This window comes from Paenibacillus sp. P5_B5 (assembly GCF_056400365.1).
This window is the reverse complement of the sequence record NZ_JBFULK010000056.1, coordinates 1-596: the sequence shown is the minus strand read 5'-3', so window position 1 is coordinate 596 and position 596 is coordinate 1. Positions and strand designations below refer to the sequence as shown.

Here is a 596-nt window from a genome sequence, read left to right as displayed (position 1 = left end):
GGCGTACCCCAGCGAGCTGCCGGTATGCGATCGAGAATAGCTTTGCTGCGCTCTGCATCTGCACGAAGCTGCTCGGTATTATTGGTTGCCATGTATCCTGGAGCAATAGCATTCACGTTAACCCCTTTGCTAGCCCATTCGTTAGCCATTGCTTTCGTAACTCCTGCTACGGCATGCTTACTCGCCGTATAGCCTGGTACGTTAATGCCGCCTTGATACGATAGCATGGACGCGATATTAATAATTTTACCTGAACCTTGCTTAATCATTTGTCTACCCGCTAATTGACTAAGGAAATAAACGGTATTTAGGTTCAAGTTAAGTACATCATGCCAATCTTGTGAAGGATGATCTGCAACAGGCGTACGACGAATAATTCCTGCATTATTGATAAGAATATCAAGGCTGCCAAATACATCTACGGTTTCTTGCACAATACTTGGAAGTACCTCTTCCTTGCTTAAATCCGCAATAATAACATGTACTTTGCGACCCATTGCTTTAATTTCAGCTTCAGCCTCTGCCGAATTGTTCGTGTGAGTGACGATACAAATATCCGCACCCGCTTCTGCCAACCCTTTGGCCATACCGAAACC

The 596-nt window shown here is 45.1% G+C and carries 1 protein-coding gene; it reads right to left on the bottom strand.

All coding sequences use genetic code 11. The features are described 5' to 3' along the window. Nucleotides 1-596, bottom strand: a 596-nt coding sequence (locus AC1DOK_RS24510; RefSeq protein WP_477556887.1) for an SDR family NAD(P)-dependent oxidoreductase, incomplete at both ends; no start/stop codon positions are given.